The 24525-nt window shown below is 33.8% G+C and carries 28 protein-coding genes; 25 read left to right on the top strand and 3 right to left on the bottom strand.

Annotated features, from left to right (window positions below):
• The first annotated feature begins 121 nt into the window (after nt 1-121).
• The 24 genes from Q0X14_RS06065 to Q0X14_RS05950 all read left to right on the top strand — a co-directional run bounded on the left by Q0X14_RS06065 (nt 122) and on the right by Q0X14_RS05950 (nt 17487).
• Complete coding sequence (locus Q0X14_RS06065; RefSeq protein WP_297843881.1) at nt 122-1267, top strand: acyl-CoA dehydrogenase; 1146 nt, start codon at nt 122-124, stop codon at nt 1265-1267.
• Complete coding sequence (yidD, locus tag Q0X14_RS06060) at nt 1245-1715, top strand: membrane protein insertion efficiency factor YidD (protein ID WP_297843879.1); 471 nt, start codon at nt 1245-1247, stop codon at nt 1713-1715. The genes Q0X14_RS06065 and yidD overlap by 23 nt, the downstream gene beginning before the upstream one ends.
• Nucleotides 1715-2542, top strand: a complete 828-nt coding sequence (locus Q0X14_RS06055) for a hypothetical protein (RefSeq protein ID WP_297843877.1) — start codon at nt 1715-1717, stop codon at nt 2540-2542. The genes yidD and Q0X14_RS06055 overlap by 1 nt, the downstream gene beginning before the upstream one ends.
• On the top strand, nt 2526-3359 hold the full coding sequence (locus Q0X14_RS06050) for a tetratricopeptide repeat protein (RefSeq protein WP_297843874.1): 834 nt from the start codon (nt 2526-2528) through the stop codon (nt 3357-3359). Before Q0X14_RS06055 ends, Q0X14_RS06050 begins: the two co-directional genes overlap by 17 nt.
• Nucleotides 3360-3452: 93 nt before the next feature.
• Complete coding sequence (locus tag Q0X14_RS06045) at nt 3453-4061, top strand: LemA family protein (protein WP_297843869.1); 609 nt, start codon at nt 3453-3455, stop codon at nt 4059-4061.
• A gap of 3 nt (nt 4062-4064) precedes the next feature.
• Complete coding sequence (locus Q0X14_RS06040) at nt 4065-4766, top strand: TPM domain-containing protein (RefSeq protein ID WP_297843867.1); 702 nt, start codon at nt 4065-4067, stop codon at nt 4764-4766.
• A 106-nt stretch (nt 4767-4872) separates the two neighbouring features.
• Nucleotides 4873-5205 (top strand): 4Fe-4S dicluster domain-containing protein, encoded by a 333-nt coding sequence (locus Q0X14_RS06035; protein WP_297843865.1) that lies wholly within the window; start codon nt 4873-4875, stop codon nt 5203-5205.
• 171 nt (nt 5206-5376) lie between these two features.
• Nucleotides 5377-5643, top strand: coding sequence for a 4Fe-4S binding protein (locus tag Q0X14_RS06030; RefSeq protein ID WP_297843848.1), 267 nt, complete (start codon nt 5377-5379; stop codon nt 5641-5643).
• Between the two features lie 183 nt (nt 5644-5826).
• A complete protein-coding gene (locus Q0X14_RS06025) occupies nt 5827-6669 on the top strand; it encodes an MBL fold metallo-hydrolase (protein ID WP_297843846.1) in 843 nt (280 codons plus the stop codon).
• The gene (locus Q0X14_RS06020; protein WP_297843843.1) at nt 6666-7019 is read left to right on the top strand and encodes a Rieske 2Fe-2S domain-containing protein; all 354 of its coding nucleotides are present in this window, start codon (nt 6666-6668) and stop codon (nt 7017-7019) included. Before Q0X14_RS06025 ends, Q0X14_RS06020 begins: the two co-directional genes overlap by 4 nt.
• Nucleotides 7020-7021: 2 nt before the next feature.
• A complete protein-coding gene (queG, locus tag Q0X14_RS06015; RefSeq protein WP_297843839.1) occupies nt 7022-7942 on the top strand; it encodes a tRNA epoxyqueuosine(34) reductase QueG in 921 nt (306 codons plus the stop codon).
• A gap of 91 nt (nt 7943-8033) precedes the next feature.
• Entirely contained in the window at nt 8034-8987 is a 954-nt protein-coding gene (trxB, locus tag Q0X14_RS06010) for a thioredoxin-disulfide reductase (protein ID WP_297843838.1), read from the top strand.
• A 144-nt stretch (nt 8988-9131) separates the two neighbouring features.
• Entirely contained in the window at nt 9132-10037 is a 906-nt protein-coding gene (era, locus tag Q0X14_RS06005) for a GTPase Era (RefSeq protein ID WP_297843835.1), read from the top strand.
• Nucleotides 10038-10056: 19 nt separating this feature from the next.
• Nucleotides 10057-10986 (top strand): DMT family transporter, encoded by a 930-nt coding sequence (locus Q0X14_RS06000; protein WP_297843832.1) that lies wholly within the window; start codon nt 10057-10059, stop codon nt 10984-10986.
• On the top strand, nt 10952-11233 hold the full coding sequence (locus Q0X14_RS05995) for an acylphosphatase (RefSeq protein WP_297843829.1): 282 nt from the start codon (nt 10952-10954) through the stop codon (nt 11231-11233). The genes Q0X14_RS06000 and Q0X14_RS05995 overlap by 35 nt, the downstream gene beginning before the upstream one ends.
• Nucleotides 11230-11727, top strand: a complete 498-nt coding sequence (gene ispF / locus Q0X14_RS05990; RefSeq protein ID WP_297843826.1) for a 2-C-methyl-D-erythritol 2,4-cyclodiphosphate synthase — start codon at nt 11230-11232, stop codon at nt 11725-11727. The genes Q0X14_RS05995 and ispF overlap by 4 nt, the downstream gene beginning before the upstream one ends.
• Nucleotides 11720-12337 carry a DedA family protein gene (locus Q0X14_RS05985; protein ID WP_297843824.1) on the top strand — a complete coding sequence of 206 codons (618 nt, stop codon included), beginning with the start codon at nt 11720-11722 and terminating at the stop codon, nt 12335-12337. Before ispF ends, Q0X14_RS05985 begins: the two co-directional genes overlap by 8 nt.
• A 2-nt stretch (nt 12338-12339) precedes the next feature.
• Complete coding sequence (lnt, locus tag Q0X14_RS05980) at nt 12340-13986, top strand: apolipoprotein N-acyltransferase (protein WP_297843821.1); 1647 nt, start codon at nt 12340-12342, stop codon at nt 13984-13986.
• A 47-nt stretch (nt 13987-14033) separates the two neighbouring features.
• Complete coding sequence (locus Q0X14_RS05975; RefSeq protein WP_297843819.1) at nt 14034-14231, top strand: hypothetical protein; 198 nt, start codon at nt 14034-14036, stop codon at nt 14229-14231.
• Nucleotides 14231-14632, top strand: coding sequence for a type II toxin-antitoxin system VapC family toxin (locus tag Q0X14_RS05970; RefSeq protein ID WP_297843816.1), 402 nt, complete (start codon nt 14231-14233; stop codon nt 14630-14632). The genes Q0X14_RS05975 and Q0X14_RS05970 overlap by 1 nt, the downstream gene beginning before the upstream one ends.
• Complete coding sequence (locus Q0X14_RS05965) at nt 14619-15644, top strand: GntG family PLP-dependent aldolase (protein WP_297843808.1); 1026 nt, start codon at nt 14619-14621, stop codon at nt 15642-15644. The genes Q0X14_RS05970 and Q0X14_RS05965 overlap by 14 nt, the downstream gene beginning before the upstream one ends.
• A gap of 16 nt (nt 15645-15660) precedes the next feature.
• Complete coding sequence (locus Q0X14_RS05960) at nt 15661-16344, top strand: methyltransferase domain-containing protein (protein ID WP_297843805.1); 684 nt, start codon at nt 15661-15663, stop codon at nt 16342-16344.
• A gap of 6 nt (nt 16345-16350) precedes the next feature.
• On the top strand, nt 16351-16791 hold the full coding sequence (locus Q0X14_RS05955; RefSeq protein ID WP_297843803.1) for a thioesterase family protein: 441 nt from the start codon (nt 16351-16353) through the stop codon (nt 16789-16791).
• Nucleotides 16792-16797: 6 nt separating this feature from the next.
• The gene (locus Q0X14_RS05950; protein ID WP_297843800.1) at nt 16798-17487 is read left to right on the top strand and encodes a ribonuclease H-like domain-containing protein; all 690 of its coding nucleotides are present in this window, start codon (nt 16798-16800) and stop codon (nt 17485-17487) included.
• Nucleotides 17488-18050: 563 nt separating this feature from the next.
• On the opposite strand, the gene Q0X14_RS05945 is transcribed toward Q0X14_RS05950, so the two are convergent.
• Genes Q0X14_RS05945 through floA form a run of 3 tightly spaced genes read right to left on the bottom strand, consistent with a single transcriptional unit; the run spans nt 18051 to nt 21590 of the window.
• Nucleotides 18051-20045 (bottom strand): ATP-dependent helicase, encoded by a 1995-nt coding sequence (locus tag Q0X14_RS05945; protein ID WP_297843797.1) that lies wholly within the window; start codon nt 20043-20045, stop codon nt 18051-18053.
• Nucleotides 20045-20605 carry a hypothetical protein gene (locus tag Q0X14_RS05940; protein WP_297843795.1) on the bottom strand — a complete coding sequence of 187 codons (561 nt, stop codon included), beginning with the start codon at nt 20603-20605 and terminating at the stop codon, nt 20045-20047. The genes Q0X14_RS05945 and Q0X14_RS05940 overlap by 1 nt, the downstream gene beginning before the upstream one ends.
• On the bottom strand, nt 20598-21590 hold the full coding sequence (floA, locus tag Q0X14_RS05935) for a flotillin-like protein FloA (protein WP_297843793.1): 993 nt from the start codon (nt 21588-21590) through the stop codon (nt 20598-20600). Before floA ends, Q0X14_RS05940 begins: the two co-directional genes overlap by 8 nt.
• A gap of 359 nt (nt 21591-21949) precedes the next feature.
• Here floA and Q0X14_RS05930 point away from each other — a divergent pair, with 359 nt between their 5' ends.
• Nucleotides 21950-24439, top strand: a complete 2490-nt coding sequence (locus Q0X14_RS05930; protein ID WP_297843790.1) for an ATP-dependent Clp protease ATP-binding subunit — start codon at nt 21950-21952, stop codon at nt 24437-24439.
• The last annotated feature ends 86 nt before the right edge of the window (nt 24440-24525 follow it).

Below are 24525 nucleotides of genomic sequence, written 5' to 3'. Positions count from 1 at the left end.
TAAATCAAACAAAAGTTTGAAAAATTATTGTTTACATCTTAATCTTTAATTGATATACACAAATTAAAAAATTATTTTTGAATCAATAGTATATCTTCATAATTCAATCAAAGAGGTTTTTATGGAATTCAATTTCACTGAAGAACAATTAATGATTCAGGAATCAGCACGCGATTTTGCTCAGAATGAAATCGCGCCCTCTGCTGTTGAGCGGGATATTAAAGCTGAATTTCCGTATGAGATTGTAAAAAAGATGGGCGAACTTGGCTTTATGGGAATGATGGTTCCTCCTGAATTTGGAGGCGCAGGACTCGATACGATTAGTTACGTACTTGCTATGATTGAAATTTCGAAAGTTGATGCGAGTGTTGGTGTTATTATGTCTGTTAATAACTCACTTGTTTGTTATGGATTGGAAAAATATGGTTCACCTTATATCAAAGAAAAATATCTTATACCTTTAGCAAAAGGTGAAAAACTTGGAGCTTTTGCTCTTTCCGAACCTGAAGCAGGAAGTGATGCGACAAAACAAAAAACTACTGCTGATAAAGATGGTGACTACTATGTATTGAATGGAATAAAAAACTGGATTACAAATGGAACCACTGCTGATTATGTTTTGGTAATGGCTACTACTGACAAATCAAAAGGTCACAAAGGAATTTCAACTTTTGTAGTTGAAAAGGGTTTCGAAGGTTTCGGTCACGGAGTTAAAGAAGATAAACTTGGAATCAGAAGCTCTGATACTTGTTCTTTAACTTTTGAAAATTGCAGAGTTCCGGCACAAAATCTTGTTTGGGAAGAAGGAAAAGGTTTTAACTTTGCAATGAATACTCTGAATGGCGGAAGAATCGGAATTGCTGCTCAGGCAATTGGCATTGCTGAAGCATCACTTGAAGCTGCATTGAAGTATTCAAAACAAAGAAAAGCATTCGGACAGGAGATTTCAAACTTTCAGGCGATTCAATTTAAGCTGGCGGATATGGCTGTTAAAGTTGATGCTGCAAAGCTTCTTACATTAAAAGCTGCTGCGTTGAAGGATGCTGGTAAACCTTATTACAAAGAAGCAGCGATGGCAAAACTTTATGCTTCAAAAATAGCTGTTGAATGTGCGTTGGAAGCAATTCAGATTCACGGTGGTTACGGTTATGTGAGAGAATATCTTGTAGAAAGATATCTCCGTGACGCAAAGATTACAGAAATTTATGAAGGAACATCCGAGATTCAACGAATAGTAATTGCTCGTGCATTACTTGATCAAAAATAAATTTTTCATCCAGATAACTTTTTCATTTCTTATCGTTGTCAGCTCAGTTGCACAGACTGACTGGCAACGATGGGAAAAAACCGAATCAAATTATTTGTTAGAAACATCAAACCATCAAAGAGATTATTCATATAGTGATAATTCTCTTTCTTATATTCTTTCAAAGACTTTAATCAATGCTTATTGGATTTTAATATCTGATGTTGATGGAGACAATTGTCCATTTCATCCATCCTGTTCTTCTTTTCTCATTCAATCAATTGAGGAAACAAATTTAATTCAGGGCGCTTTGATGTTCTTTGATCGCTTCACAAGAGATTCAAATCCTGTTGCAAGAGAAGAACATTATCCTGTTTATAAAAACTATCGCTTTTATGATCCTCCAACTCTTTACGCTCTTGATAAAAACAAAATTAAATTCATCCCACCCAAAAGAGTTGTTGAGTGATGAAAATTATTTTTATTTCACTGCTCATAAGTATTCCGGCATTTTGCCAGTTAAATAATTTACATACTCCACAAAACAAAAAACTTTTTGCGGATTATCTTTTCTGTGAACAGGATTATCTTCGTGCTGCGGAAGAATATATTTCTTTAGGGGAAACTTTTCTCTCTGATACAATTCTGTATAAAATCGCTAAGAGCTATTCAATAATTGGTGATTATGAAAATTCTTTGAATTATTTCTCCAGAATTCCTCAATCATCTTTTTTTTATGATAACTCTTTAAAGGAAATCGGAAAAATTTATTATCTGAATCAAGATGATACTTCGCTGGATAAGTTAATTGATGAAGATGAAAATTCATTTAATGAATTATTAAAACTTAAAATCGCATTAAAGTTAGTAAAAAATCAAACTGATGACTTGGAAAGATTGCTTTCGAATTCTGATGAAGAATTTTTTGTATTAAAAAGGTTTTATCAGCAAAGAAAAAATCCTGATTACAAGTCTGAATTAGTTGCAGGAATTTTATCCGCAATTGTTCCTGGTTGGGGAAAAATTTATACGGAAGAATATGGTGATGGAGTGACTGCATTTTTGTTAACAGGAATATTTACCTATCTGGCATATGATAACTTTAAGAATGATCATAAATTCAGAGGTTACTTATTTACTGGAATTGCCAGCGGATTTTATTTGGGAAATATTTATGGCTCAGTTGCTTCGGCTCAGATTTTTAATGCAAAAGTTGATTTTAATTTTCTTGAATCACTTTCTGATTTTCTGATTAATAGAAATTATTTTGTGAAGGAATATGACTTTTGTAAATAAAATAATTTTTCTGCTGCTGGTTAATGTCGTTAATTTATTCCCGCAGGAGTTTCTGTCAGAACAGTTAAGAATTGCTGATTCACTTTTTACTTCTGAAAAATATTTTGACGCAATCACAGAGTATAAAAGATTGTTGTTTTTTGATTCGACAAAACAATTTTCGCACGAAGCAAATTTCAAAATAGGTCTTGCTTACAAAGAAGGTAATAAACTCTCGGATGCAATAAAATATTTTGCTTTAGCTGAGATGAGTGCAAATAATCCGGAACAATTTTTTGAAAGTAAAATTTATCAGGTTAGAACTAATATTTTGCGTCGCTCAACTTCAAGAGCAGAAAAAATTCTTGATGAACTTGAAAATGATAATCGTTTTACAGAACATCAGCGCGAAATAAAATACTGGCGCGCCTGGAACAAATTATTTTCTGATAAATGGGAAGAGGCACATCACATCTTCAAACAAATAAATGAAACTGAATTAGCTGAATTATGTCTTAATACTCATAATAAATTTTATTCAGTTGATTTTGCAAAATACAGTTCGATGATTTTACCAGGGCTTGGACAGATTTACACAGGCGAGTATCTGAATGGATTATTATCACTTGCCTGGAATATTTTTTCAGGATATCTGACAATAAATGCTTTTAATGAAGAAAGAATTTTTGATGGAATTGTTACAGCAAATTTTCTTTGGTTCAGGTTTTATCGAGGAAATTTTCAAAATGCAGAAAATTTTGCCAAAGAAAAAAATCTTCTAATCAAAAATGAAACACTTTCTATTCTCCAAAATGATTTTATGGGATTAAAACCATAAAAAACTGGATTTTTCTTAGTGCAAATGGAATAAACAAATATTATATTCACTAAACGAAAATCAACATTATTACCACTGAATTCAGGAGGTTAAATGAAAAATAAAGGACTAATTGTTGGTTTAGCCATTGGGGGTGTTCTAATAATCGGAATTATACTTCTGGTCATGTGGGGAATCAGTGTGTATAACAATCTCGTTGCATCCGAGCAAAATGTTCTTAAGCAATGGTCTCAGGTAGAAAATCAATATCAAAGAAGAGCCGATTTAATACCTAATCTGGTAAATACAGTTAAAGGTTATGCTAATTTTGAAAAAGAAGTTCTGACTCAGGTTACAGAAGCAAGAGCAAGAGTCGGACAGTTTAATGTTACTCCTGAAGTTTTAAATGATCCTCAGGCATTTGAAAAATTTCAATCAGTTCAGGGAGAATTAAGTAGTGCCTTATCAAGATTATTAGCTGTGGTTGAGAACTATCCCGAACTAAAAGCTAATGAAAACTTTCTTCAACTTCAGGCACAACTTGAAGGAACTGAAAACAGAATCTCTGTTGAAAGAAAAAGATTTAACGAAGCTGTGCAGGAATACAATACTATGATTAAAAGATTTCCTGCATCGATGCTTGCGGGAATGTTCGGTTTTCGTGAAAAGCAATATTTCAAAGCTGTTCAGGGAGCTGAAGTTCCGCCCAAAGTAGAATTTTAATCTATGTTAAGATTAACTCTGATTTTAATTTTATTCTCCGTTCAATCTTTTGCACAGATTGAAATACCCACAATTAAAATGTGGGCAACTGACTTAACAAACACACTCAACAAATCAGAGTTAGATGACCTTAATTATCGGTTAAAAACATACGAAGATACAACTTCAAATCAATTAGTTACTTTAATGATTCCATCTCTCGGCGGATATCCGATTGAAGAGGTCGCAAATGAAATTTTTACCAAGAATAAAATTGGAACTAAGAAGAATGATAATGGTGTTTTACTTCTAATTGCAAAAGATGACAGAAAACTCAGAATTGAAGTTGGTTATGGTTTGGAAGGTGTGTTACCAGATGCTCTATGTTCTTCAATTATCCGAAATGTTATTGTCCCAAGATTAAAAGCAGAACAATACTATCTCGCCATAAGTGACGGAATAAATGCAATTATTTCTGCTATTGGTGGTGAATATATTGCCGATAATGCAAATCAGGATGAAGATTCGATTTCCATAGGTTTTGTTATTGTTCTTATAATTTTATTTATATTTATTTTTAGGCGCGGAGGCGGAATGCCCGGTGGAGTATATCGTAGTGGTGGTTTTGGAGGATGGAGTAGTGGTGGAAGTGGTTGGGGCGGAGGTGGAGGTTTTAGCGGCGGTGGAGGATCGTCAGGCGGCGGTGGTGCAAGTGGTTCCTGGTAATTTTCTATAATTCTATTGACTTGATGAAGTTTTATACTTTTTATAAAATGCATAAGAGATTTTAAGAATTATTCTATTTCTGAATTTAACTTTAAGGAGACTAAAAATGGCTATAATGATAACTGAAGAATGCATCAACTGCGGTGCATGCGAACCTGAATGCCCTAATAATGCAATTTATGAAGGTGGCACAAATTGGGAATTAGCAGGTAAAACTTATGGTCCGGATGATCCGGCTCCTTCCGGTGCAACAGGATTTTTCTCGAATGATTATTTCTACATTGTTCCTGACAAATGCACTGAATGTGTCGGTTTTCATGACGAACCACAATGTGCAGCCGTTTGTCCTGTTGATTGTTGTGTTCCTGATCCAAAACATGTTGAGGATAAAGATACACTACTCAAAAAGAAAGAATATCTCGATTCATTAGGAAGATAAAAATTCAGGGCATCACTTCGATGCCCATTTTTATTTTTTAGAAACTAATCTTCGCATTATTTCATTTCTGAGAAACCTCACTCCAAAGCTGTTTACTATTACCTTAATTTCACAAAATTATTTTGGCATTATCTTCGCAAATAATAAATCAAATTTATTATTGGAGATAAAATGGCATACAGAATAACTGAAGAATGCATCAATTGTGGAGCTTGTTTTCCCGAATGCCCAAACGATGCAATATACGAAGCAGGAAGCAATTGGGATATGAATGGTCAGACTTACGGAGAAGGCGATCCTGCACCTTCCGGAGCAACAGGTTTTTATTCTGATCAGTTTTATTACATTGTTCCTGATAAATGCACTGAATGTGTAGGATTTTATGATGAACCTCAGTGCGTAAGCAACTGTCCTACTGATGCAGTTGTAAAAATATAGAACTTCATAGTGCCTCCTTTATTTGTTGGTTAGTTGGTTAGTTAGTTACAATAATAGGGGAATAAGTTCAGAGGAGAGAAGGCGGGTTTTTAATCCGCCCTTTTTTCTTTTTACTAAAGCATTTCATCTTTATCATTATTCTAATCTTCGCTAATTTGAACCTCAATAATTTCAAATTATTCAATGAAAATAGGTAAATATCAATTACATACCATTCATTCCGGCTACATTGGTTTGGATGGCGGAGCTATGTTCGGAATTATTCCCAAACCGTTGTGGGAAAAAAACAACCCTGCTGATGAAGTTAACAGAGTTACTCTTTCCACAAGAAATTTGCTTCTTGTAAGTGATTCAAGAAAAATTTTAATTGATACAGGAATGGGTACAAAGTGGGATGAAAAATCCCGCAACATTTATAGAATTGATGATAATCTTTCACTTGAAAAATCCTTATCTCAAAAAGGTTTTACTGTTGATCAGATTACCGATGTTATACTTACTCACCTGCATTTTGATCATACCGGTGGTTCAACTAAAATTGAAAATGATAAACTCATTCCAACTTTTCCCAATGCAAAATTTTATGTTCAGAAACAGAATTTTGAATGGGCAATGAATCCAAGCGATAGAGACCGTGGGAGTTATCTTAAAGAAAATTTTGAACCATTGGTAAAAGAAGGTGTGCTAAATCTTCTTACAAATAATGAGTTTGACGAAAACATTTCTTTCGAAGTTATAAATGGTCATACTTTTGGTCAGCAGATGGTTAAAATTTCTGATGGAACAAATACTGTTTTATACTGTGCAGATTTGCTACCATTTGTTTCACATATACGTTTGCCATATATAATGGCTTACGATTTACAACCTTTGGTTACACTTTCAGAAAAAAAGAAATATCTGAAGCAAGCATTGGAGGAAAACTGGATTTTGTATTTTGGTCACGATCCGGAATATGCCGCAGTAACAATTAAACACTCTGATAAAGGAATCACTCACGACAAAGTTTTCTTTGATTTGATATGAACGAAATTAAATTTCACAAAGTCTGCAGAATAAATGAACTTCGGGAAAATGAAGGTAGAAGGTTCATAGTTCCTGCGTCTGATGGTTCTGGCGATGAAGTTGAAATTGCTATATTCAAAGTAGATGGTGAGATTTATGCTCTGAGTAATATTTGTCCGCATCAGCACACTGCGTTAATCTATGATGGATTTATAGAAGATGGTTGTGTTGTATGTCCGGCTCACGGTTGGAAGTTTGATTTGAAAACCGGAAATCAACCAACGGGAAGAAAAGGATTAGATGTTTATCCAATTAAAATTGAAAAAGATGAAATAATGGTTGCTGCACACTCAAAGAAATTTAATTGGTAAACATGAAAAAGCTTACGAATGAAATTGTTTTATCGAAAGCAAAGTCCCTCGGATTTGATTTAGTAGGATTTGCACAAGCTGTTGAACTTACTGATGAGATTGAAAAACTGAATCTCTGGCTTGATAAAAAATTTCAAGCCGGAATGAGTTATATGGAACGAAATATTCATAAAAGAAAAAATCCCAAAGAAATTCTGCCCGATGCTAAAAGTATTATTTCTCTTGCACTCATTTATAATACACCATTCTATCATTCAAATGATAAAGACTTTGGTAAAATATCCAGATATGCCTGGGGAAAAGATTATCATCTTATCATCTGGGAAAAATTAGATCAGTTGGAAAATGAATTGAAAGCAATTGATTCAAACTTTAATTCTATTTCTTATGTGGATACCGGACCGGTAATGGATAAAGTGTGGGCAGTTAAAGCTGGTTTAGGTTGGATGGGAAAACATACTAACATCATTAATCGTGAAATTGGTAGTTGGTTTTTTATTGCTAACATCATTTGTAATTATGAATTCGAATATTCTGAACAGATTCCTGACTTTTGTGGAGAATGCACAGCTTGTATTGATGCCTGTCCAACTGATGCAATAGTTCAACCTTATGTTGTTGATTCAAATAAATGCATTTCATATCAAACGATTGAAAATAAAAACGAGATAACTGAAGAACTGAAAGGTAAATTTGAAAATTGGTTGTTTGGTTGCGACATCTGTCAGGAAGTATGTCCGTGGAATAAAAAATTTAGTATTACAACATCACTAAAAGATTTTTATCCGAGGAATAAGGAACTAACTTATTCTGAAATAATGCAGATGGATGAAGAAACATTCAAAGAAAAATTTTCAGATAGTCCCATTAAAAGAACAAAGCTTTCTGGACTTAAGCGAAATGCTAAATTTTTATTCGAGTGATTGCAATCATTAAAATTGAAACTAAACTTGTACAATTGAATCAAACGGAAGCTAAACAAAAATTTAATTACTCAAAACATTGAGGTAAAAAATGTCGGAACAAATAAATCATTTTAAAGTTGCAATTATTGGATCCGGACCTGCTGGATTAACTGCAGCAATTTATACTGCAAGAGCAAATCTTAATCCTGTGGTATTTGAAGGATTACAACCTGGCGGTCAATTAACAATAACTACTGAGGTTGAAAACTTTCCCGGATTTGAGCACGGAATTCAAGGTCCTGAATTGATGGACATAATGAGAAAACAAGCACATCGTTTCGGAGCGCAATCAATTTACAAAGACATTACGGAAGTTGATTTTTCAAAGAGACCATTCAAATTAAAATCTTATGATGAAGAATATTTTGCTGATGCAGTTATAATTTCAACAGGCGCTTCTGCAAGATTACTTGGACTTGAAAGCGAAGCAAAGTATATGGGTTACGGAGTTTCTGCTTGTGCTACGTGCGATGGCTTTTTCTTCAAAGGATTAAAAGTTATTGTTGTTGGTGGTGGTGATACAGCGATGGAGGAAGCAAATTTCCTTACCAAGTTTGCAAGTGAAGTTATTATTGTTCATCGAAGAGATGAATTCAGAGCCTCTAAGATTATGCTTGATAGAGCGAAGAAAAATCCTAAAATAAAATTTGTAACGAATAAAGTTATCAAAGAAGTGCTTGGTGTTGAGGAAGGTGGAAAGAAAAGAATGACCGGAGTTCTTCTGGAAGACACGAAAGATCATTCAGTTACTCAGCTTGATGCAGATGGATTATTTATAGCTATTGGTCATAAACCAAATACAGAGTTATTTAAGAATTATCTTGAGATGGATGAAACAGGTTACCTCATTGTAAAACCCGGCTCAACTTATACAAATGTCGAAGGAGTTTTTGCTGCAGGCGATGTTGCTGATAAAAAATATCGTCAGGCGATTACAGCAGCAGGAACCGGTTGTATGGCAGCACTTGACGCTGAACGATGGTTAGAAGCTCAGGAATCATAACTAGTAATTATTTTTTGAAAGAAGCCCTTCTTAAACAGAAGGGTTTTTTTATTCAGGAAATTTTTTTTGAATAATCACTACATCTTCAATCACTTTAAATGAGGATAACATTATTATATTTGAATAAACGATACGGAATTTAATATGAGTCACAAAGTTGGATATGTTTCAATTATTGGTTTGCCAAATGTCGGTAAGTCAACCTTGCTGAATGCAATTCTGAAACAAAAAATTTCCATAGTAACACCAAAACCACAAACAACGAGAAAAAAAATTCTCGGCATATTAACGGAAAATGATTTTCAGATTGTTTTTCTCGATACACCCGGAATTGTAAGACCCGCTTACCTTCTTCACGAAAAAATGCTTGAGGAAATCAATGAATCCATAAAAGATGCAGATGTTATTGTGCTTTTGTTTGATGTTAGTAATGAGAGCAGAATAAAAGAAAGTGAAGAAAATGAAATAATAAAAAATCTTATCGAGCAAAAGACAAAGCCGATTATCCTGGCTTTGAATAAAGTAGATTCAATAACACAGGAACAAGCGCAACAACTGGTAAATCATTATGAAAGTTTAAATAAGTTTAGATCTGTTGTTCCGATTGCTGCTTCATTGAATTTTAATGTAGAAAGATTAATTCAGGAAATAGTTTCGTTACTTCCTGAAGGAGAAAAATTTTATCCGGATGATATAATATCTGAAGCAAGTGAAAGATTTTTTGTCTCAGAAATAATTCGTGAAAAAATTTTTGAACTGTATGAAGATGAAGTTCCGTACAGCACAGAAGTTATAATAGCAGACTTCAAAGAAAGATCATCGGGCAAGGATTTTATTAGTGCTGAAATTATTGTTGAGCGTGATTCTCAAAAACCAATCATAATTGGTAAAGAAGGGAAATCAATTAAAAAACTCGGTGAACTTGCCCGCAAAGAAATCGAAGAATTTTTACAAAAGGAAGTTTATCTTGAGCTTCGAGTGAAAGTAAGAGAAAAGTGGCGCTCTAACGAAAAGATGCTGAAGTATTTTGGATACGGAACCAGGAAATAATTGAGGGAACAATTCTTCAATGAAAAAATACATTGGTGAAAGTGCTCTCTTACTTAATACAGTTATCTGGGGCGGAACATTTGCTCTTATTAAAAATGCATTAGCTGATATTTCTCCACTGTTATTTCTTGGAATCAGATTTTTTCTTGCAGCGGCTATTTTACTTCCTTTCATTTATTCTATTGTTAAAAAGACCGATAAAAAAACTTTTATAGCAGGTTCTATTCTTGGAGTATTTTATTTCCTTGGTTTTGCCACTCAGACTATCGGTTTAAATTACACAACTGCAACAAAGTCCGGATTTATTACAGGAACATTTGTTGTTATAATCCCGATTCTTCAGACAATTATTGAAAAGAAAAAACCTAAGTGGTATAACCTCGTCAGTATTTTGTTTGTTATGATTGGATTAATTTTTCTCTCAAGCAGCGGAGATAATTTATTTCAATTCATAAATGAACTCGGTTCTGATTTTAACTTCGGAGATTTCCTTACTTTACTTTGTGCTGTTTTATTTGCCTTTCAGGTTGTTTATGTAGATGTGTTTACAAAAAAATATGATTATATGCCTATGGTATTTATTCAGCTTTTGATTACAGGTTTGGGTGGATTTCTTGGTTCAATAATTCTTTCAGCATTCGGTTTAGAGATAGTAAAGTTTAATCTGAATACCAATGTACTATTTGCTTTGATTTACACTTCAGTTTTTGCATCAATCATTGCAACAATACTTCAATTAAAATATCAGAAGGTCGTAACGCCAACTAAGGCAGGAATAATTTATTCTTTCGAGCCAATAATGGCAGCAGTTCTGGCATTCTTCATTGTCGGTGAAAAAATTTCTAAATTTGGAATGTTTGGTGGCGTATTTATAGTAATTGGTTTACTTCTTTCAGAAATATTAGAAAACAGAAATGAGCAAACTGGCAAGAGCAACAATAATAGTTGATGGAGTTGTTCAGGGAGTTGGATTCAGATATTTTGTTTTGCGGAATGCAAATGCTTTAGGACTTAAAGGTTACACAAAAAATTTATTTACGGGTGAAGTGTTAACAGAAGTTGAAGGTGAAGAAGGAATGATTCACGAGTTGATAAAAAAGTTAAAAGTTGGTCCTTCTCACGCCTATGTTAAAGATTGTAAAGTAGAATGGAAAGAATTCAAAAATGAATTTAAAGATTTTGAGGTGCGATATTGAAACTTGATATTAAAATCGGATTTGGTTTTGATGTTCATTCTTTTGCGGAAGGAAGAAAATTAATTTTAGGTGGAATTGAAATTCCGTCAAACAAAGGATTGGAAGGTCATTCTGATGCTGATGTACTTCTTCACGCAATTTCTGATGCGATTCTTGGTGCTTTGGCTTTAGGAGATATCGGTCAGCATTTCCCGAACACTGACGAAAGATGGAAAGATGTTGATAGTTCAATCATTCTCAAACATTGCTATTCTCTCGTGAAGAAAGAAGGCTATACAATTTCCAACATTGATTCGATGCTCGCACTTGAATCTCCGAAAATTTCTCCTTTCATAGAAAAAATTAAAAATAACATTTCGCAATTACTGGAAATCTCTCCATCACAAATTTCAGTTAAAGCTACAACAACCGAGAAACTTGGTTTTGTTGGAAGGGCTGAAGGTGCGGTTGCAATGGCTACAGTTTTACTAATCAAGAGTGATTTTAATGTTTGAAGAAATTCTTACTCGAATTTCAGAACTTAGTCCAATCTGGATTTATCTGACAATCTTTTTTTTCGCTTTCATAGAAAATTTATTTCCACCTTCTCCTAGCGATATGGTTATTGTTGTTGGTGGCTCACTCGTCGGAGCTTCTGACCTGCACTTTGTTCCGGTTCTTATTTTTGCCACAGGTGGAAGTCTTGTTGGCTTTCTAACTGCATTTGCTATTGGATGGCAGATTGATAAAAGAATATTACATTCAGGTAAAATTAAATTTCTTACCATTGAGTCTATTGAAAAAGTGGAGAATGCATTTCGCAAGTACGGATATTTTCTGATTATTGCTAATAGGTTTTTACCGGGAACAAGAGCAGTGATTTCTTTCTTCGCAGGAATGAGCAGATTGAATGTTCACTACACAGTGCTGCTTTCTGCTGCGAGTGCTCTTATTTGGAATTCAATTTTAATTTCACTTGGAATGGTTTTCGGTGAGAACATTCAAAAAGTAGATGCATTTCTGACTACATATAATCAAATAGTAATTGCAGCAACAGTTGTAGTTATAGCGTTTCTGATTATTCGTTACTTCATCAAGAAAAGTAAAAAGAAATTCCAGAATTGAATTTGTTAAAACTTTTTAGGCGAAATAAATTATCTGCGGAAGAAAAGTCATTTTTAAGAAAAGAAAGACTGCTAATAGTTTTATCCGGAATATTAACAGGAATTTCTTTCACGCCATTTCCATTTCCTTTTTCACTTTTTCTTTTCTTCTCATTTGTTCCATACTTGTTTGTAATTGACAAAAGAAAAACATTACTCGAAATAAACCGTGCTTCTTACTTAATGTTTTTTACTTTAAGCGTAATTACAATTTATTGGGTAGGTAGCTGGCAAAGTAAAGCCGATCCTTTTTTAATGATTGGAGGTGGAGTTTTAATATTTTTCTATCCTGTTGTGTTGCTTATAAATTCTACTTTGTTTTATTTATCACAAAAAATTGTCGTGAAAGAAAAAGCACTCTGGCTTTTTCCAATCATTTGGGTAACAGGCGAATATCTTCTGACCTTAACTGATCTGAAATTTCCTTGGCTTACTCTTGGACACGGATTGGCAAAGTTCACAGCTTTTATTCAGATTGTCGATGTTGTAGGAGCTTTTGGATTATCATTGATTGTTCTTTATATAAATGTTTCACTTTTTCTTGTTATAAAAAATTTCATTTCAACCAAAAAATATAATCTGAAGTATCTCTTCATTGCTGTCCTTCTGTTTTGTTTTGTATTTATTTATGGTTTAGTAAAGTTGAATGAGAAAAATGATTCGGAAAAATTTATTAGAGTTGGTGTTGTGCAACCAAATTTAGATCCTTGGGACAAATGGGAACTTGGCGGTCTCGATAATATTCTGAAAAATTATATTGAGCTATCTGAAGAATGTACAAAGCAAAATGCAAAGATTATCATCTGGCCGGAAACAGCATTACCGGTTTATCTTCTTTCAGGAACTTACTCTGATATTGTAGATTCAATTTATTCATTTCTCAGAAAAAATAATGTTTATCTTCTTACCGGAATGCCTGATTACATTGTTCACTACGAAAATCCCCCGACTGATGCGAAGTTAAGTAAAGCAGGAAATTTTTATTATTCAACTTATAATTCTATTCTCCTGATAAGTCCAAATTCTTATGAGATTCAGCGTTATGGTAAAATGCAATTGGTTCCGCTTGGTGAAAAAGTTCCCTTCGTTGATGCTTTGCCATTTTTAGCTGACTGGTTTAAATGGGGCGTGGGATTAAGTGGTTGGAATGTTGGTAAAGATACTACTGTCTTTAAATTAAAAATTGATAATGACTCACTCAGAATTGCCGGATTGGTTTGTTATGAATCTGTTTTTCCTGACTTTGTTACTCACTTTGTGAAAAGAGGTGCTCAATTTATCACTGTGGTTACGAATGATAGCTGGTATGGAAATTCAAGCGGACCTTATCAGCATAAGGAATTTGCAGCATTGCGTGCAGTAGAAAACAGAAGAGCAGTAGTGCGTTCTGCCAACGGAGGAATTAGTTGTTTGATAAACAAATTCGGAATAACAGAATTCGAAACGAAATTGTTTACTCGCACATCATTTGTGGTTGATGTTCCTCTGAATGATGAAAAACCTTTTTATACTAAATATCCACTAATTATTCCTGTCTTGAGCTCTGCACTATCATTGTGGATAATTGGAATATCAATTTTGCTCTGGATGAAAAATAAATTGAAACTCTAAACTTATCAGATTATTTTTGATTAAGATAATTAATAGAGGTAAATAAAATGATAATTACATTGCCCAAAGATGCTTTGAAATATCTTGATGATAAAATAATCAAGGTTGAAATTAATGAAAAACTCTTAAATAAGAACAGAAAAATTTCAGATGTTAAAAAAGCAAAAGGCATCCTTAAAAAATATCTGATGGATGGAACAGAGTATCAAAATAAAGTCAGAAAAGAATTGGAAAGAAATAACTAATGCAATCAAAATACTTTTACGATACTAATATTTTTATTTATTACTTTAATGATGAGGATGCTGTACAATTTTATTTCGACGAAGATTTCATTACTAAAAATGAAATTTATTTTTCAGTAATAAATGAAATAGAACTTTTATCATTCCCCAAAATTACTTCTGAAGAAATTACTGCCATAAAAAATTGCCTTTTTGCATTCAACAAAATCTTTTTAACTGATTCAATCGTAAATAAAACAATTGAATTGAAGAAAAATTATAATCTTGGAATTGGGGATGCAATAATTGCAGCTTCAACATTAGATTGTAATGCTGTTCTTATAACAAGAAATGAAAAAGATTTCAGTAAAATTCACAATCTAAAGATAATCAATCCTTTTAATATTGATGAAATTTATTGATTTACGAAGCGACACAGTTACAAAACCATCTCAGGAAATGCGCAAAGCAATGTGTGAAGCTGAGGTTGGTGATGATGTTTTCAAAGAAGACCCCACAGTAAATAAACTTGAGGAATTTGCTGCAGAACTTTTAGGTAAAGAAGCAGCATTATTTGTTACAAGTGGCGTGATGGGCAATCAAATCTGTCTTAATGTTTTAACAAATCCGGGGGATGAAGTAATTTGTGAAAGAGATGCGCACATTTTTAATTATGAATCAGGTTCACCTGCAAAATTAAGCGGCATTCAATTGCTGCCTGTTGAAGGAAAGAACGGTGTCTTTACTGCAAAACAGGTTGAGCCTTTAATCAGACCTGCATCTGCATATTATATGCCTCGCACAAAAGTTATTGAAGTAGAAAACACACACAATCGTGCGAGTGGTGCAATCTGGCCTTTGGAAAAAATAATTGAATTGAAAATTCTTGCGCAGAAGTACAATCTCTTTTATCATCTTGATGGTGCAAGAATCTGGAATGCATCAGTTGCAACAGGAATTTCTGTTAAAGAGTATTCATCGCATTTCGATACGATTTCATGCTGTCTTTCAAAAGGACTCGGAGCTCCGGTTGGTTCTATCATTGCCGGCACAAAAGAATTTATTAAAGAAGCATACAGAATCAGAAAATCCTGGGGTGGAGGAATGAGACAAGCAGGAATTCTTGCTGCAGCAGGATTATATGCTTTGAAAAACAATATTCAGAGATTAAAAGAAGATCACGAAAAAGCCAGATATCTTGCTCAAAGAATTTCTGAAAATCCTAATCTTGAAGTTGATCCTGCATTAGTTCAAACAAATATTATTTTGTTTAAACCATTAACATTAAGTGTTGAGGAAGGAATAAAGCGTTGTAAAGATGAAGGTTTGCTTTTATCAGTTGGTAAAGTGGATTTAATTCGTGCAGTAACTCACCTGGATGTCTCTTTCGATGATGTGCAAAAAGCAGCAGATATAATTGATTCAGTATTTTAAAAAGTAAAGGGAAGTTATGAGTTCACCAATTGCTACTAGTAAAAAATCTGTTCTCAAAAAAAGCATAATTAATTTGCACAAGAAACTTTCTCATAGCCATAGGATAGCAGTATTAGGGGAGATAATATCCAAGGAAATTTCATCATTAAGATCAGGAAGAGAAGAGATAAAAATTTTGGATATTGGCTGCGGCGATATGTCTCTGATTGAATTGATTCAGACTTATGTAGAAAATGTTAATCCAATTTGCTTAGATATTTATCCCTTACCTGGGGAGTATTTGAACGACTCTAAATGGCAAAAGTACAAACAATTTGATGGACAAAATATTCCTTATGATGGCAATTATTTCGATTTTTCAATTTTGAGTGATGTGTTACATCACGACTTTAAAAATTCATATAGTTTGCTAAAAGAATCTTTAAGAGTTAGTCATATTACTATTATAAAGGACCATTTTCAAAAATCATTTTATTCTCGTTTAATGCTTAAGTTTATGGATATAATCGGCAATTGGGGTTATGGAGTTGCTTTGCCAAAAAATTATTTTACGGAGGTTTCCTTTCAAAAATTGCTTAACGAAGTCGGTGCTGTTGAAATAAAAAGAATAAATAATATTGAATTATATTCACACAATATCTTCTTATCAATATTTCTTAAATCTGATTGGCAATTTATTTCAATAATAAAGAAAAAATAGAGTTCTATGAAAGATTTCAATCATAAAACTACAGTAACAGTTCGCTTTCACGAAGTTGATATGCTAGGTGTTTGTAATAATGCTGTTTATATAAATTATTTTGAACACGCCAGACTTGAGTATGTGAAAGCTGCCGGTTTGATTCCTAAGGGTGGAATTTTTTCAGATGGAAAACTTTTTTTTATGGTTCGAAACGAAATCAATTATCGTGATCATGCTTTTTATGATGATGAATTAGAAATTTATTCCAGAATCTCTTACATAAAAAATTCTTCGTTTGGTTTTGATCATTTGATTGTAAAAAAGAAAACCGGACAAATCATTGTCGATGGTAAAGGTGTTGTGGTCTATGTTGATCCTAAAACAAGAAAATCAACATCATTACCGGATGATTTTATAGAAAAAGTGAAAAAGATTGATCCTGATGTCCAATTAATTAGGAGTTAGAAACAAATGAGAAGAATTGTATTTGATATTGAAACTTGTTCGTATCCTTTTAGCTCGTTAGCTCCAAGTCAGCAGGAGTATTTACTAAAATATGCTGATAAAGAAACTGATCCTGACAAAAAACAACAAATGACTGATGAAGCAATCAGATATACAAGTCTTTATCCGTTTACCGCTAAGTGTATTGTGATAGGAATTTATGATATCGAAAAAGAAAAGTCTTATGTTTATTATGAATCTGAAAATCCAGAAGAATGGAAATCGGAGGATGAAAAAACTAATTACAAAGGATTAACCGAAAAAGAAATGCTTGAATCGTTCTGGAGAATTGCAGAGAAAGTTGACCAGTTTGTTACATTTAATGGAAGAAACTTCGATGTGCCTTTTTTAATGCTTCGTTCTGCAATGCTGAAGGTGAAGCCATCCGTAAATCTGATGGGAAGCAGATATAATGAAACTCATATTGACTTACTTGAGCAGTTTACTTTTTTCGGTACGACCAGAAAATTTAATCTGGATTTCTACTGCAATGCTTTTGGAATCGAATCACCCAAATCAAAAGACATCTCCGGAATGGAAGTAAAGAATTTGTATGAAGCCGGAAGAATAAAAGATATTGCTACTTATTGTTCAAAGGATATTTATGCTACTTATCAGTTATATAAAATTTGGGAAGAATTTCTGAGATTTAAATAATTAACTATTTAAAAATTCATTCTACCATTCAACCAATCATTCATTTATCGAGTCATTCTATCATTCATCTTTACCTACCGAAGGTAGGCATTCAACTTTTCACTTTTGTGTTAAGCAAAATTAGGGTAAAAGATTTCTCATCCTACTAAGGATTCGAAATGACATCCTTCACTCAGTCATTCGTTAAATCATTCAATAATCCAACAATTCATTCATTCATTCAAAGACTTTTTTGTTTTGGGCTTAGCAGATTTGTTTAAAAAGATTTCTCCCTTCGGTCGAAATGACAGCCATTCATTTAGTCATTCGGTTAATCATTCAACAATTCAAACATTCAATCAAAGACTTTTTTGTTTTTGGTTTAGCAGATATGTACAAAAAGATTTCTCATCCTAGTAAGGATTCGAAATGACATCATTCATTCAATCGTTCAACAATTCAAACATTCAATCAAAGACTTTTTTGTTTTTGGTTTATCAGATTTGTACAAAAAGATTTCTCATCCTAGTAAGGATTCGAAATGACATCATTCATTCACATAGTCTTTCAATCATTCTTTCAATTTAAAATTCTTCTTCAAGTAACCAACCTTCAGCTAAATCCGGAGTAATTTCAGAAATAAATCTTGAAGGTTTTGATAAAGTTGTTCCGGCTTCCCGGTCGTAAAGATTCATCGGATAAGTTATGAATAGATTATTCTTTGCTCTTGTTGATGCTACATACATCAGTCTTCTTTCTTCTTCAAGCTGCTCAAGATTTTCTGCACTTTTACTTGAAGGGAAGTAACCCTCTACAGCGTGAATGATAAAAACTGTGTGCCATTCAAGTCCTTTAGCTGAATGTATTGTTGAAAGAGTGACAAATTCATTCTCTTTATCTTCAGCTCCAATATCAACAACACTATCAATGATGGGTTCAATCGCCATATCCGATAGAAGCGTATCTACGGATGAATAGTTCTCAACGATATTTAAAAATATTTCTAAATCCTTCTTACGTTTATTCCAATCATCATAGTTAGCTTTGAATAAATCCCAATAATATTCATAAACCGATTGAACCATTTCCGAGGGCATAATTTTTTTCTTTTGAAGATTATACAACAGATAAAAAAGCGGACCTAATTTCTGATAACTGAATTCCGGTTGTTGTTCAGGTTCAGCTTTAATTGTAATTCTTGCTGTTGCCAATTCATCCAAAATTTTCTGTGCAGTTTTTGGTCCGACTCCTTCGTGAAGCAATAAGACTCTGTACCAGCTAATTACATCTCTTGGATTTACAACTATTCTAAGAAATGCCATCACATCTTTAATGTGAGCAGTTTCAACGAATTTCATTCCACCAAATTTTTGAAAAGGGATGTTAGCTTTTGATAGTTCCAATTCCAGATCAAAAGAATGAAATGAAGAACGGAATAAAACAGCGATGTCTCTGAGCGGTACTCCTTCCTCTCTGAGGTCAAGAATTTTTTCGACAATGAATTTGGATTGAAGATTTTCTGTTGTTGCAGCAACAATATTTGGTAACGGACCACTTCCTCGTCTTGTATAAAGATTTTTTTCAAACTTTTCTAATGCAGTGTGATTTATTCGATTTGCGAAATCCAATATTGATTGGTAACTGCGATAGTTCTCTTCCAATTTGATAATCTTCACATCCGGAAAAAGTTTTGGAAACTCCATTATGTTTTTAAAATCTGCTCCACGGAAAGAATAAATCGCCTGTGAATCATCGCCAACTACCATTACATTTCTGTTATACTGCGCAAGTCCTTTAACAATTTCTGCCTGAAGATGATTAGTATCCTGATATTCATCAACCATTACGAATTTTATTTCGGAGGTAAAAGCTTTGGCAGCTAATCCGCCGTTAAATAAAAATTCTTTTAAGTATAGTAATAAATCATCATAATCCAGCAAATTATTTTTTCTTTTATAATCATTATAAATTTTTTGAATATCCAATATCTTATCAAGTAATGGGAGAAAATGTGGATAGTCTTCCTGAATAATTTCTTCAACTTTCCGTTTAGTGTTTACACTAAGACTATAGACTTTGCCAAGTGTTTGTTTATTTGGAAATCTTCTTTCTTTTGTAAGAAATTTATCCTGAGAACGAATTAAATTTATCACATCTTCACTATCACCCTGATCAAGAATTGTAAAGTTGGAATCAAGACCAACAGCGCGGGCATATTTTCTTAATGTAATGTTTGCGAATGAATGAAATGTTCCGCCGCGAATTTTAGAACATCTATCATCAAGCAGTAATGAAGCTCGTCGCATCATTTCATTAGCTGCTTTTCTTGTGAAGGTTAAAAGCAGAATTGAATTAGGATCGTTGCCAAGTTCAATAAGTCTTGCAACACGATAAACCAGTGTTCTGGTTTTTCCTGTTCCTGCACCGGCAATTATAAGATATATTCCTTCAACGGCAGAAGCCGCTTCGTACTGCGATGGATTTAACTCTTCTCGGTAATTAATCTTAAAGCGGGATTCATCAACTTCTGATTTGAATCCCGCTTCAGAAAATCTTTTAAGCTTATATTTCTTTTCCATTACCTTCTGTAAGCGACAGGTTTACCCAATATTTCTGATATTAAAATATATTCTTTCAATGATTGAGGATTTTTTAGTTTGTCAACAATCGGATGTTTTTTCTTTTCAGATATTGAATGTTCTTTGAGCAATTCTTCAAATTTTTCTGCTTCACGAAGAGTTTTTTCATCAAGTTTTTTTACAGCATCCCTCGATTTGATCGCACGACTCTCTGCACTAAACATTCTTGCATCTTGCTTATCATAGTTCGTACTAAAAGCTTCGTTAAATTTTTCTTCTTCCTTCTGCTGAAGAATTGTTTTGTTTTTGTCTTCTGGTTGAGGAACAGGAATTCCCATATTTTCTTTGAAGATATTCTCAATCTCCTTAAGAATATCATAGCTCTCAGCAGATTTAGTTTCCATTCCTGGCTCAACAGATGGTGTTGACATTTCTTTTTCTCTTTCAGGAACGGGCAAACTACTTCCCGGTTTCTTTTCCTGTTCTTTTTTCTTGAACAAAGAACTGAGGAAAGAAAAAATTATTATCAGATAGATAAGTATTTCAAAAAAATTATCCATTTGGTTTGTTTTTCTTTTCTTCAGGTTGTGCTATTGAAGAACGCATTTCAGTATCTGCCTGAATATTCTTCAGGTTATAATAATCCAGAACACCGAGTCTTCCGGCTCTGAAAGCTTCTGCAATTGCTCTTGGAACTTCGGCTTCAGCTTCTATAACTTTTGCACGCTGACGAGCAACTTCTGCAATCATTTCCTGCTCTAATGCAACTGCAGCTGCTCTTCTTTCTTCTGCCTTTGCACGAGCAACTTTAAGATCTGCTTCTGCCTGATCAGTTTGCAGAATTGCACCAATGTTCTGTCCGATGTCTACATCAGCGATGTCAATTGAAAGAATTTCGAAAGCAGTACCGGAGTCGAGACCTTTAGCCAAAACGCTTTTGGAAATTTTATCAGGATTTTCCAAAACTTCTTTATGAGAATTACTTGAACCGATTGTAGAGACGATTCCTTCACCAACTCTTGCAAGAATTGTAGCTTCTCCGGCGCCACCAACTAACCTGTCAATGTTAGCTCTTACAGTTACTCTCGCAATCGCTTTTAGCTGAATACCATCTTTTGCAACCGCTGCAACCATTGGAGTTTCAATTACTTTCGGTACGACTGACATCTTTACAGCTTCAAGTACATCTCTTCCAGCAAGATCAATTGCTGTTGCCCTTTCAAAAGTCAATCCGATATTTGCTTTATCAGCAGAGACTAGAGCGTTTATTACTTTAGTTACATTTCCACCGGCAAGATAGTGAGCTTCAAGCTTTGCCTGGTCAACTGTTAGTCCTGCTTTGGTTGCAGTTATCATATTTCTTACAATTAAAACTGGTGGAACTTTTCTTAATCTCATTCCAACTAAATCACGGAATATTTTCAGCTTAACACCTGAAAAGTAAGCGGTAATGAATAGTCCAATTGGAATGAAGTAAAAGAAAAGAATAAGAAGTAATACTATTGCTATAATAATTACAATTGATAAACCTGTTAATGCTTCCATATTCATACTCCAGAATTTTAATGAGATTTGTGTTGTTAAATTAAGGATTATTTCTGAAATCTTTTAGGTTAATTATTCAGACTATTTGTAATTATTACAAAGATTTTTAGCCATATTGTTAGATATTAGGAATAGTTGGCTGAATAATTTTCATTATAATATTTTACATTTTTTTAAGCTTAAAAAATCAGTAAAATTGCAGAGTGAATAATGGCACTTTATTTGGCTGAATTACTCGATTATTGGGGCTAAAATTGATTGCCTTCTATTGATTAGCCCCGTTGTCATTTATATATTGCAAAAGAAACGGAATTCAAAAATTTTTTGTTTAACTATAAAACACTTAAAGGTATAAAACTATGGATGGAAATTTTTCAGACAGACTGCAGGATGTTATAAGACTCAGCCGCGAAGAAGCATTAAGACTTGGACACGATTATATTGGTACTGAACATCTTCTGCTCGGAATTATCCGGGAAGGACAAGGTGTTGCTGTAAAAATCTTAAGAAATCTTGATTGTGATTTATTGAAATTAAAGAAAGCAATCGAAGATACTGTAAGAACTTCCGGTGGAACTCTTACTATCGGAAATATTCCTCTTACCAAACAGGCAGAAAAAGTACTTAAGATTACTCAGATCGAATCAAAGATTTATAAAGCTGATGTTATCGGAACTGAGCATCTTCTTCTTTCATTGTTGAGAGATGAAGATAACATTGCTACTCAGATTCTTCATCAGTTCAATGTTACTTATGATGCTGCCCGGGCTGAGTTGAATGAAATGCTTAGCAGCAAAAGTCCTAAAGATCCTTCTCAACCACGACCACCTGTTTCCGACAGGAAGCCAGAAAAAACCAAAACTCCTGTGCTCGATAATTTTGGTCGTGATTTGACCAAGCTTGCAATCGAAGATAAACTTGACCCTGTTGTTGGAAGAGAAAAGGAAATCGAAAGAGTTGCTCAGATACTTAGTCGAAGAAAGAAAAATAATCCTGTCCTCATTGGCGAGCCAGGCGTTGGTAAAACAGCAATTGCCGAAGGTCTTGCTTTAAGAATCATTCAGAAAAAAGTTCCAAGAACTTTGCAGGATAAAAGAGTTGTAACACTTGATCTTGCAGGACTTGTCGCTGGTACAAAATATCGCGGACAATTTGAAGAGCGTATGAAAGCTTTGATGAATGAGCTTGAGAAAGCTGAAGATGTAATTCTTTTCATTGATGAGCTTCATACGATTGTTGGTGCTGGAGGTGCATCAGGTTCACTTGATGCTTCGAATATGTTCAAACCAGCTTTAGCTCGTGGTGATATTCAGTGCATTGGTGCAACTACTCTTGATGAGTATAGAAAATATATCGAAACTGATGGTGCATTAGATCGAAGATTCCAGAAAGTAATGGTTGAACCACCTTCTTATGAAGAAACTCTTCAGATTCTTGAAAACATAAAATTCAAATATGAAGAACATCATCGCGTTCGATATACAAAAGAGGCGATTGAAGCCGCAGTTAAACTTAGCAACAGATATATAACAGACAGACATCTGCCTGATAAAGCAATTGATGTTATTGATGAAGCTGGTTCAAGAGTACATATGGGACATTTTGAAGTTCCAAAAGAAATTCTTGATCTTGAAGCTGAAATTGAAAATGTAAGAAAAGAAAAAGCACGTGTTGTTAAAATGCAGGATTATGAGGAAGCTGCGAGATTGCGTGATAAAGAACGAAATCTTCAGTCAGAACTTGAGCTTGCAAAACGTGAATGGGAAAACAAAACAAAAGACATTGTTCACGATGTAACCGAAGAAGATATTGCAACAGTTGTTGCAATGATGACCGGTATTCCTGTTAACAGAATAGCTCAAACTGAGTCTGAAAAACTTCTCAAGATGGAAGATGCTCTTAAACAGCACATTGTTGGTCAGGATGAAGCTGTAATTAAATTAACTAAAGCTATTCGAAGAACCAGAGCCGGACTTAAAAATCCAAACAGACCAATCGGAAGCTTTATTTTCCTTGGTCCGACAGGAGTTGGTAAAACGGAGCTTTGTAAAGTTCTTGCAAAATACTTGTTCGATAGCGAAGATGCTCTCATCAGAATTGATATGAGTGAGTATATGGAGAAGTTTTCAGTCTCCAGATTAGTTGGAGCACCTCCGGGATATGTTGGTTATGAAGAAGGCGGACAGTTAACAGAAAAAGTCAGACGTAAACCATATTCGGTAGTATTGTTTGACGAGATTGAAAAAGCTCATCCGGATATTTTCAGTATTTTGCTTCAGGTACTTGATGATGGAATGCTTACAGATAGTCTTGGAAGAAAAGTTGATTTCAAGAACACAATCATCATAATGACTTCTAACATTGGTACAAAGGATCTGAAGAATATTAGCTCGTTTGGATTTGGTGCAAAAGAAGAAGCTGATAATTATGCGCATATGAAAGACACTGTTGAGGAAGCAATGAGGAAATTATTTAATCCGGAATTCCTGAACAGAATTGATGAAACTATTGTATTCAGAAGTCTGAATAAAGAAGATATACTTAAAATTATCGATATCGAATTGAAGGACTTGCTGCAGAATATGAAAGATCAGAAGATGAACATTGTTCTTGATGAATCAGCGAAGAATTTTCTTGTGGAAAAAGGATACGATGAAAAATTTGGCGCAAGACCTTTAAGAAGAGCAATTCAAAGATATGTTGAAGATCCTTTGGCTGAAGAAATCTTAAGAGGTTCTTTCAAAGAGGGATCAACAATTATCGCCAAACATTTTGAAAATTCTGAAGAGTTGGTATTCATAGAGGAAACTCCGGAACAACCAATTCAGCAGGAATCTAAAGAGTCATAAAAAAACTTTATCATTTTACCAGACGCATTCTTTCTGAATGCGTCTTTTTTTGTTTAAATTTGGATTGTAAAATCAATAACATCAAT

Origin of the sequence: Ignavibacterium sp., assembly GCF_025998815.1 — a bacterium.
Lineage (GTDB): Bacteria > Bacteroidota > Ignavibacteria > Ignavibacteriales > Ignavibacteriaceae > Ignavibacterium.
This window is presented reverse-complemented; position numbering and strand designations above follow the sequence as displayed.

Bases quoted from the DNA above. Each gene is read 5' to 3' on its own strand.
- Q0X14_RS06020 (WP_297843843.1), top strand. From the start codon at position 6,666: ATGAACGAAATTAAATTTCACAAAGTCTGCAGAATAAATGAACTTCGG.
- Q0X14_RS06040 (WP_297843867.1), top strand. From the start codon at position 4,065: ATGTTAAGATTAACTCTGATTTTAATTTTATTCTCCGTTCAATCTTTT.
- Q0X14_RS06045 (WP_297843869.1), top strand. From the start codon at position 3,453: ATGAAAAATAAAGGACTAATTGTTGGTTTAGCCATTGGGGGTGTTCTA.
- Q0X14_RS05985 (WP_297843824.1), top strand. From the start codon at position 11,720: ATGTTTGAAGAAATTCTTACTCGAATTTCAGAACTTAGTCCAATCTGG.
- Q0X14_RS05955 (WP_297843803.1), top strand. From the start codon at position 16,351: ATGAAAGATTTCAATCATAAAACTACAGTAACAGTTCGCTTTCACGAA.
- Q0X14_RS05950 (WP_297843800.1), top strand. From the start codon at position 16,798: ATGAGAAGAATTGTATTTGATATTGAAACTTGTTCGTATCCTTTTAGC.
- Q0X14_RS06025 (WP_297843846.1), top strand. From the start codon at position 5,827: ATGAAAATAGGTAAATATCAATTACATACCATTCATTCCGGCTACATT.
- trxB (WP_297843838.1), top strand. From the start codon at position 8,034: ATGTCGGAACAAATAAATCATTTTAAAGTTGCAATTATTGGATCCGGA.
- Q0X14_RS05970 (WP_297843816.1), top strand. From the start codon at position 14,231: ATGCAATCAAAATACTTTTACGATACTAATATTTTTATTTATTACTTT.
- Q0X14_RS05995 (WP_297843829.1), top strand. From the start codon at position 10,952: ATGAGCAAACTGGCAAGAGCAACAATAATAGTTGATGGAGTTGTTCAG.
- Q0X14_RS05945 (WP_297843797.1), bottom strand. From the start codon at position 20,045: ATGGAAAAGAAATATAAGCTTAAAAGATTTTCTGAAGCGGGATTCAAA.
- Q0X14_RS06065 (WP_297843881.1), top strand. From the start codon at position 122: ATGGAATTCAATTTCACTGAAGAACAATTAATGATTCAGGAATCAGCA.
- Q0X14_RS05930 (WP_297843790.1), top strand. From the start codon at position 21,950: ATGGATGGAAATTTTTCAGACAGACTGCAGGATGTTATAAGACTCAGC.
- floA (WP_297843793.1), bottom strand. From the start codon at position 21,590: ATGGAAGCATTAACAGGTTTATCAATTGTAATTATTATAGCAATAGTA.
- Q0X14_RS06050 (WP_297843874.1), top strand. From the start codon at position 2,526: ATGACTTTTGTAAATAAAATAATTTTTCTGCTGCTGGTTAATGTCGTT.
- Q0X14_RS05965 (WP_297843808.1), top strand. From the start codon at position 14,619: ATGAAATTTATTGATTTACGAAGCGACACAGTTACAAAACCATCTCAG.
- Q0X14_RS05975 (WP_297843819.1), top strand. From the start codon at position 14,034: ATGATAATTACATTGCCCAAAGATGCTTTGAAATATCTTGATGATAAA.
- Q0X14_RS06000 (WP_297843832.1), top strand. From the start codon at position 10,057: ATGAAAAAATACATTGGTGAAAGTGCTCTCTTACTTAATACAGTTATC.
- queG (WP_297843839.1), top strand. From the start codon at position 7,022: ATGAAAAAGCTTACGAATGAAATTGTTTTATCGAAAGCAAAGTCCCTC.
- Q0X14_RS06030 (WP_297843848.1), top strand. From the start codon at position 5,377: ATGGCATACAGAATAACTGAAGAATGCATCAATTGTGGAGCTTGTTTT.
- Q0X14_RS06035 (WP_297843865.1), top strand. From the start codon at position 4,873: ATGGCTATAATGATAACTGAAGAATGCATCAACTGCGGTGCATGCGAA.
- Q0X14_RS05960 (WP_297843805.1), top strand. From the start codon at position 15,661: ATGAGTTCACCAATTGCTACTAGTAAAAAATCTGTTCTCAAAAAAAGC.
- Q0X14_RS06055 (WP_297843877.1), top strand. From the start codon at position 1,715: ATGAAAATTATTTTTATTTCACTGCTCATAAGTATTCCGGCATTTTGC.
- era (WP_297843835.1), top strand. From the start codon at position 9,132: ATGAGTCACAAAGTTGGATATGTTTCAATTATTGGTTTGCCAAATGTC.
- Q0X14_RS05940 (WP_297843795.1), bottom strand. From the start codon at position 20,605: ATGGATAATTTTTTTGAAATACTTATCTATCTGATAATAATTTTTTCT.